The organism is Shewanella sp. M-Br (assembly GCF_036245925.1).
Lineage (GTDB): Bacteria > Pseudomonadota > Gammaproteobacteria > Enterobacterales > Shewanellaceae > Shewanella > Shewanella oncorhynchi.
Genome location: NZ_BJBV01000006.1, coordinates 211903 through 219958 on the forward strand (window position 1 = coordinate 211903; position 8056 = coordinate 219958).

General features: G+C 36.0%; 9 protein-coding genes. 7 read left to right on the top strand and 2 right to left on the bottom strand.

The features are described 5' to 3' along the window. Positions 1-202 precede the first annotated feature (202 nt). Positions 203-1057, bottom strand: coding sequence for a hypothetical protein (locus tag AAA952_RS07075; RefSeq protein WP_338255589.1), 855 nt, complete (start codon positions 1055-1057; stop codon positions 203-205). Next, positions 1054-1773: a T4 family baseplate hub assembly chaperone gene (locus AAA952_RS07080; RefSeq protein ID WP_338255591.1), complete on the bottom strand. Its 720-nt coding sequence runs from the start codon at positions 1771-1773 to the stop codon at positions 1054-1056. The genes AAA952_RS07075 and AAA952_RS07080 overlap by 4 nt, the downstream gene beginning before the upstream one ends. A gap of 1156 nt (positions 1774-2929) precedes the next feature. On the opposite strand from AAA952_RS07080, the gene AAA952_RS07085 reads away from it, so the two are divergent. The 7 genes from AAA952_RS07085 to AAA952_RS07115 form a co-directional block, all read left to right on the top strand. Further along, positions 2930-4435: a DEAD/DEAH box helicase gene (locus AAA952_RS07085; protein WP_338255593.1), complete on the top strand. Its 1506-nt coding sequence runs from the start codon at positions 2930-2932 to the stop codon at positions 4433-4435. A gap of 710 nt (positions 4436-5145) precedes the next feature. Beyond that, positions 5146-5766, top strand: a complete 621-nt coding sequence (locus AAA952_RS07090) for a hypothetical protein (RefSeq protein WP_338255596.1) — start codon at positions 5146-5148, stop codon at positions 5764-5766. A gap of 70 nt (positions 5767-5836) precedes the next feature. Further along, a complete protein-coding gene (locus tag AAA952_RS07095; RefSeq protein ID WP_338255597.1) occupies positions 5837-6286 on the top strand; it encodes a hypothetical protein in 450 nt (149 codons plus the stop codon). Between the two features lie 140 nt (positions 6287-6426). Further along, on the top strand, positions 6427-6876 hold the full coding sequence (locus AAA952_RS07100) for a hypothetical protein (RefSeq protein ID WP_338255599.1): 450 nt from the start codon (positions 6427-6429) through the stop codon (positions 6874-6876). Between the two features lie 8 nt (positions 6877-6884). Continuing rightward, a complete protein-coding gene (locus tag AAA952_RS07105; RefSeq protein WP_338255601.1) occupies positions 6885-7193 on the top strand; it encodes a hypothetical protein in 309 nt (102 codons plus the stop codon). After that, the gene (locus tag AAA952_RS07110; RefSeq protein WP_338255603.1) at positions 7186-7476 is read left to right on the top strand and encodes a hypothetical protein; all 291 of its coding nucleotides are present in this window, start codon (positions 7186-7188) and stop codon (positions 7474-7476) included. The genes AAA952_RS07105 and AAA952_RS07110 overlap by 8 nt, the downstream gene beginning before the upstream one ends. Further along, on the top strand, positions 7451-8056 hold a 606-nt coding region (locus AAA952_RS07115), incomplete at its 3' end, for a hypothetical protein (protein WP_338255605.1). The genes AAA952_RS07110 and AAA952_RS07115, both read left to right, overlap by 26 nt.

Below are 8056 nucleotides of genomic sequence, written 5' to 3' on the forward strand. Positions count from 1 at the left end.
ACTTCACATTACTATGATTAGACCACTATGAATAATAAACTATGATTTAAGTGGTGTAAACATCTATATCATAGTGATTTGATGTGCAAAACCGTACTATGTTTAGGTGATAGTCTATTCATATTGAAATTTTGGATAAAAAAAAGCCAACTGAATTAACAGTTGGCTTTTTTGCTTAATGCCCTCTTATCGGCATAGGTATTTAGATAATCGATTTGATGGTTGATCTAGATTTGTTGAAAAAGGACTCGATCGAGTTGACCATGTTAGGACTGCCTTTTGTTGCAACGTGATTCATTGTCGATATTGCAAACTCTACTTCAAACGAAGAAATCTCGTTATTTTGCTCGTATCCCATTTGTACCTCCCCGACTCTTATTGGAAAACACCCGACACAATTAACCGTACTCGATTTAACACCTGCTCTATCTAAAGTAATAATGTCTATTGGCTTGGCGTAATCTGAGTAAAATCCGAAAATAGCGTTTTCTTGATCGTGTATTGAATTCATCCAAGTTAAAAACCAAGTGCGCTCAGCATAATCAGGGGAACAATAAAACGTCATGCGGATGGTATCAGTAGTCCTATTGCGTACTTCAGTAAATGGTTTTCTTTCATGATGGTTTACTTGAGTATCAAACGCAGTGCCGGGCAGTGATACCGATTTACAGAACATTGCAAGGTCGCGGTTTACATCAAAACTTTCGCCAAAGAAACCACTTAGCAATCCACCAGCACCACTCAGAGTGTTTAAAAGTAGTGGTGTACTCGCGCCCATTATACTTTTGACTCTAGGGCTCAAGTGTTTTTGGATTTGGTTATAGCTAATGTCCTTTATCCGATTAAAGGATAGACCGTCGGTAATGGTCTTTGGTAGTAATGGCGATATAACACTATTTTCGTTTAATCCGTTGTTTAAGTTAACAAATCGGACTAAGAACATGTTTGACCTAGCTAAATCACTGGTTTCGACCTTTCTCATAAATCTAGCTAGGTCTGGTGTTTCATCATCTGAGGTTGTACCAGACCTAGATACATAGTTTAGGTTTAGGTTCATTCAACCCACCCGATGATCTCATTTAGACCAGATAACCGCATAGGTTCGGTATGACCGCATTTATCACACTTAACCGCCAAATCAATCTTATTGGTCGGTAGGTTGGTAACAAACTCAATCAATTTAATCATGCCAGTTTCATCAATATAATCCATCACCTCGGCCAATTCACTTGGTTCGATATCAGTACCAACCACCATAGTTTCACCATTCATTGCGACTGATTCAATACAACGCAATACCAAATCAAATACATCACTTGGTTTTTCGATATCAAAAAAATCTAGCTCTAAAATTGTTGGAAATCGCATCTTGATTGTTAGTGCACCATTGATAGCGATATTGGTACTGGGTATGTCTGTCAGCTTAACGTGGTCTAGGTTGATTTCTGTATGTACTAAGTGGTTGCATTGATTATCGTCAATCTCGTTAGTACAACGGAATGATACGGGTACGATTGCACTTGTTTTACTTAAACGCCAAATCGCTAGATACAGTAGCTCAATATCAAATGTCGGTAACTTGCTGATATCGATCTCTGTTAAAACACAGCTTTGGATTACCTCAACCATCGTTTCGTTAAATGAGTTGTCCCCAAGCATGATTTTGATCTCTTTAACACATAGACCTCTGATTTGGACAATGCGGTTATCTGATAAATTTATTGATTTGGTTGGTGCGAGTGATAGTAAATCTTCTTTTTTAAATTTTGACATCTCTAAATTCCTTTTGTTTATAAAGGTATTTAGAGAGTTGGAGAACCATTGTTTAACACTCTGAGTGGTGCTGGTGGCGTATACTATAGGGTGATGTAGCGTAGCGAAATCGTGGCGTTAGCCACCTATCACTAGCTGGTCAATAAATGTGCGTAGAAATAAAGATATTATAAATATTATAAGAACTCTATTTCTACGCTATTGTTTAGTAAGTTATTGATTATACTCGCTACGCTCGTAATTGCTTCGCAATCTATGATTTTAAGCAATAGTTTGATCAACACACCAAAAACACGGTTTTAGACCATTGCTAAATACATGTATGGGGAAGCCAATTACCATTGCCAATCCCTTTGCTTGATGTTGAGTCCTCCGCTTGATATCGACGCCTTGCACTAAACTAAACAGACCACATAACGATAATACTGACATTGTTATCAAAATTCCTTGCAAACGATGCCCTTGGCAACAGGGGTTATTGTTATGTGGTATGAGACTATATTGTGATATTAGTTTAATGGACAATATCTTGTTTATATGTGATGCCCTTGGCAACAGGGGATATCACAATATAGCCTGTTAGTTTAGACCGCGCTTTAATTGTGTTATAATAGGTTTACAGACAGCATAATGATAGTCAGTTTGAATTGCTTACTTATCATTTTTGGTTTGCCTTTATAGTCGCTTACGAGTGACTATTATTATGCTGTTTATTTTTGTGTTTTGTGTTTTGTGTTTTGTGTTAGGTTTAAGTTGTTTATGATAATGGGTTTACTATTCATTTCCCCATTATTTTTTTACTCGTTACCATAATGGGTTGTGGTAACGAGTTTTTTAATAGATCATATTAATTTATCATTGTGGAACCGCACTATTACTTTCTTGCCTCGCTCAAGAATGGTATTAGTCTGATATGGTTTTTGATGGGGCGATATCGACTCAATGATAAATTAATATGATTTTTGTAAGGCCATGACGCATATAATCCTCAAATTATTGCAATAGTCATGGCCTTTTTAAAATGCATAAGTAAAAGCCGAGTTATTGAATACGATTTTACTAAATAGATATATAAGAAAGAAATCCTTCTTTCGGCCATCATTACACATTAATCCAGCATCAATTGGAATGGGTAATTAATTAAGCGAGAAATAAAATGAATAACAAACAACTTTTTATCCACGAACATAACGCTGGATCAGGTAAGTCACACTCAATGATCAATTTAATGAAAAATTTGATTGAAGTAGAACAAGCTGATTTATACATCCTTATATCAGTACCAACTAAAAAACTACAAAATCAATATCTAGCACAGTTACCAAATGCATTAGTATTAGTATTAAATGAAGATACATGCGGTGGGTCTGTTACTCAGTACATCATCAACAATCAAAATAAAATACAAAATACTCGTATTATTATCATTACTCATGCGTGTTTGATATCTAATGGTAATATGTTTGGTGAAAGGTGTTTGGTGATAGATGAGTTACCTAGTGGATTGATCCAACTAAATCATTTAAAAACAACCAAATTCGATTCAGTTTTATTTGATGATGTTATTAATCGCCCTAACGCAAAATTACAATTGATTATCGATCAACATTGCGACCAACAAAGTGAAGAGTTTTCAGTAGGTAAAATTAATTTACTTAAATGTAAAGTAAACAACGAGTATTTTGCATATAAAAAAGACGAGCCATTAGTAGGTGGTTTTGATTATTTTCATTACTTATTTCACGTAAACCCAACAATGTTTGATAATTTCGAGCATATCCACTTAATGAGTGCAAACGCAATGGGTTCTGTTGCGGTCGGTTACTTTACTAAATTATGTGGTTATGAACTAGCTAATATCCATCCAAGTAGACTTAATATCCGTGGTAATGCAATGGAACAAAAGGTAACTATTATACCTTTACTTAAATTTGAAAACCGTGATTTTATTAGTAATGAATCAATGATGGAAAACTTTGATAAGATGCTTGATGTTGTTAAAGCAAACTCAGAAAAAGGTATTATCATTGCAGTAAACAATGACAATAAAAAAACAATCGAAGCAGATGATCATTTTGAGTTGATTAGTGCTAAATCGCATGGTATTAACAAATATAGCGATCGTACACAAGCAGCGATTATATACTCTAGCAACCCAAATCCACACGATATAGCGTTTATGAATATGTGTAGTGAGTTATTAGGGTTTGATCAAGATTTTTTAGTTGATGCGTTTGTATTCGAGAACATGCTTGATGTGGCCTATCAGACTGTCACACGTACTGCTATCCGCAATCCAAGCTACACAGGTGAGTTAAAGTTTTTTGTATCTGATATGCGCTGTGCTAAGTTTTTAGCAACCAAATTTCCAAATGCAACAATAGACGAAAGTTTGGCTATTAATGTTGTTGTTGATACTGGTGGCGCACCTGTTGGTAATATAAACGCAAAAGGAAATAAAGGTAAAACTGGTAAAGGTTGTCCTGTTGTTGCTGCATTGGTTAAAGCTGGTACAACAAATCCAAAAGCAGCCCGCTTAATATCTAATTTTACTAATGCAAATGGTTTTAAACCAAACGAGTTAGAACCAAAACACATGGTTAAACTAAAATCAGCGATAAATTTCAAACGTGTGCCTGCTGATTTTAGTTTTGAGATTTAAAGTAAAAAAAGGGATGTCATTAATTTGGTATCCCTTTTTTGTTATGGATGGTTTACGTTAAAAGCGGATTCATAACAATACTAACCAGTAATAGTATTATCGTCGGTTCCCGACTTACAAATAATAGTAATGATCCTTACGTTAATTACTCAAGATCTATAAAGGGGGTGTTTATACAAGTTGAGTTGTTAACATAACAAATTAATTAATAAATCAGAGGATGCGAAGCATCGTGGCGAAGCCACTTATCAATAGGACTGATTACAGATGGTTACAGATTGCTATTGATTGGGACGCTGCGCGTCTGCTCGCCTACGGCTCACCAACTTGTTTGATCAATACTATTACTTAAAATCAGAGGATGCGAAGCATCGTGGCGAAGCCACCTATCAATAGGACGGATTACAGATGGTTACAGATTGCTATTGATTGGGACGCTGCGCGTCTGCTCGCTGCGCTCACCAACTTGTTTGATCAATACTATTACTTAAAATCAATACTATTATTACTGAGTCGGGAACCGACGATAATACTATTACTGGTTAGTATTGTTATGAATCCGCTTTTAACATTTATCACCACCAGTACCCCGCATACCATTTAACACCACCAGCACCCGCATACTTACCACCAGCAACCTATCACCTTTGTGGGAGAACCGTTCTCCCACACCTATCTAAATACATTATATAAACAAAGGAAGTTAGAAAATGAAACCATTAGAACAAATTGTAATCGATACACTGAGATATCTATCTGAACAATCCGATTATTACGAAACCACTATTACAGAAAATATCAACGACCAACCGCATGATGTGGTGATCGAATCAAATAAAACCGTTCAGTACATAGCTAAAGTCATTACTGGCTGTCAAATCAAATTGACAGATAACACAAATACAGACTCACGTGGCATTAGTGTTGTATTACGTAATCAAAAACTAAAAAACATTTATCACCATCTATTGCAGGTGAATAATCCCGATGCAAGCCCAAATGAATCTGCTGCATTAAAAAAACGAGTTGAGTCCCTTTCGACCACGTTCCGAAAATACAATATTGAGAAATCAAAAACAATTTTATGTGGATCTATCATCACAAATCAAATTGAATCTTACTTTTTTCTAGATAAAGAACAAGACGGGTTTGTATTTAAAATGATCCGAGTCACGTTGCCAACTGGAACTGCATTAAGAGTTAGAGCAAAGGTTGAGTACCATGAAATGCCGATTGATTTAACCACTCTAAAACAACCGACTGCTATTGATTTTAGTATTAAGTCTAACAGAGGTGGCGCCCGACCAAACACAGGCAATCGATATGAGTAAATTAAACCGTTACTAAATACATGTGTGGGAGATAGTTTCTCCCACTCAAACAAAACAAAGGAATTAAAAAATGTCAATATTAACCAAGATCGAAGAAATTAACCTAGCTGCTGTCAGAAAAGCAATTAAAGCCGTGGAAGCAGAAAACGATCCATATAAAGAATACTGCACTACTGATGTCGAATTTATATTAGCTATCGTTCGAAAAATGGCAGAACAATCACAAGCGGATATCCCATTAGAGTTTATGGGTACAGCATCAACAGAAGAAATCGTATCACTAATGTTTGATGCTCGTATCGCAAAAGAAGAGATTGAAAACTTATACAAAGTAGTATCACATCAACGGGATCAAATCACTGAGCAAGCAAATCTGTTAGCAGATATGCGCAAACGCCAAGATGACCTGATTACATTGATGGCTATCCAATCTAACCAGTTAAAGGTTTTGGTTGCAATCAACCGCGAATTAATCGAGGAAATCCATGAACGTGATGCAAGTTCATTAGAAGATTGTTAATAAACAAGCGCTAGACCTAGACCATATCATAAAAGGTCTAGCGCAATTAAAGGAGTTTATATGGGCGTACTATCGTTTGTTATCCTCACCCTTGGCGTTCTCGCGCTAAACATAATAAAAAAATAAAAACAGGAAATTATATGTCAACCACTAAAGACCGTTCCGAGTATTTTAAAAAATACCATGAAGAGAACGGCGATCGCATTAGAGCAAGAAAGTTACAACTTTATACCGAAAAAAAAGTATTAAACCAGATGGACAAATACCTAGTGGAGAAAGACCTATTAGGGCTCACTGGCTCGATCGAACGTGAAAAGTTTGCAGCAAAAGAAATTGCTAGACCAATCGGTGAACGTACCGCCCCTTGCGACTACCAACTAGTATTAGATGCCCACAAAAAACTAGGTGTTTTCTTTCAGGGTCGTACTACACCGCCATTAGAGTTTTTTACCACTAAACAAGTATTGATTGGAAAGTTTTATCAGTTTTGCTCTGAGCTTCCCGAGTTTTCTAAACACAAAGAAAAACTGGTATCAATTTATACCAAAATCGAACAACAACATGCTGCTGATTTAGCAACTGTACTCTAAGGAATATAATGAAATCAATAAAGTTTATTCAAGAAATATCTAAACAAATTAATATCAAAATGGTTTCAAGTACAAACAAACAACGTGGGTTTGGTTTGCTATCAGAGAATGGTTTATCCATTACCTCTAAAGATGACAGTGTATTGATATCCTATCAGCCCGACAATGAAGAAGGTTTTAGCAAAATGGCTATCGTATCAGATGAATTGAAAACACTTGTCATCAATGCTTATACCAATCTTAGAATCGAAATCGAAGCAAAACATGATGCAAGAAGATTGAATCAAATTAAATTATTTGGGGTGGATAATGGTTAACATTAACTTAGAGAACAGCATTAGAGAGTTTATTTCAGCTTGCTATCTATCTCGACAAGATATCAGAAACGTATCGACTAGACTACCGTGTTTATTAACGGTGTTAGAGCAAGGTGGACGCGCAAATCTGAATACACTAACTGGTTTAACCCACGATGAATTAATGATTATTATTAAAGATGAGTTGGTTAAAATCGGTATCGCAGCAAGACGAGAACAAGAACTAGAAGCAACAAGATTGGGGAAAAGAGATATTTATGAAAATCGTAAAATCATTCAATAACGCAAGCCACGGTGGATTAGTGTTTTTTGACGCTAACAGTGCAAAACAAAGAAATCTATCAAATGCTATTGGTAGATATAACAAAGATGAGCTACTTTTGCTTACAGATGATAGCGCCATTGTTAGAAAAATTAGCGCACTAATTAATGCAGGTGCGTTTATACAAATGGTTCCTGTTGGTTTGAATTACTTTTGCAGTTTTGATAAAAACGACCAACCAGTATCAGAGGCAACGATAATGTCGCTTGTTAATAGCACAAGCCCAGTATCCGAAGCGCTTGTATCAACTGACCTACCTACTACTATCGAATCACCAACACCAACGCCAACGTCTCGTAAGGTTATCTATAGAGATCAATGTGTCGGTGTTATGGAAAACGATGATTTCTACCTAGATGAAGAATTCGAATCAGCAATAGACCACGAGTTTGAATTTTATGATGAAGGTGATGATGGTGATATCTATATCGATCCAGATTTTAAATCAGGTGGCTTAGACATCTTGTCAACCATTATCGATACCCGATTAGCAAACAAAATCAAAGATCAAAAAGCGGTTGTTGAATCGTTTTTTGCAAGC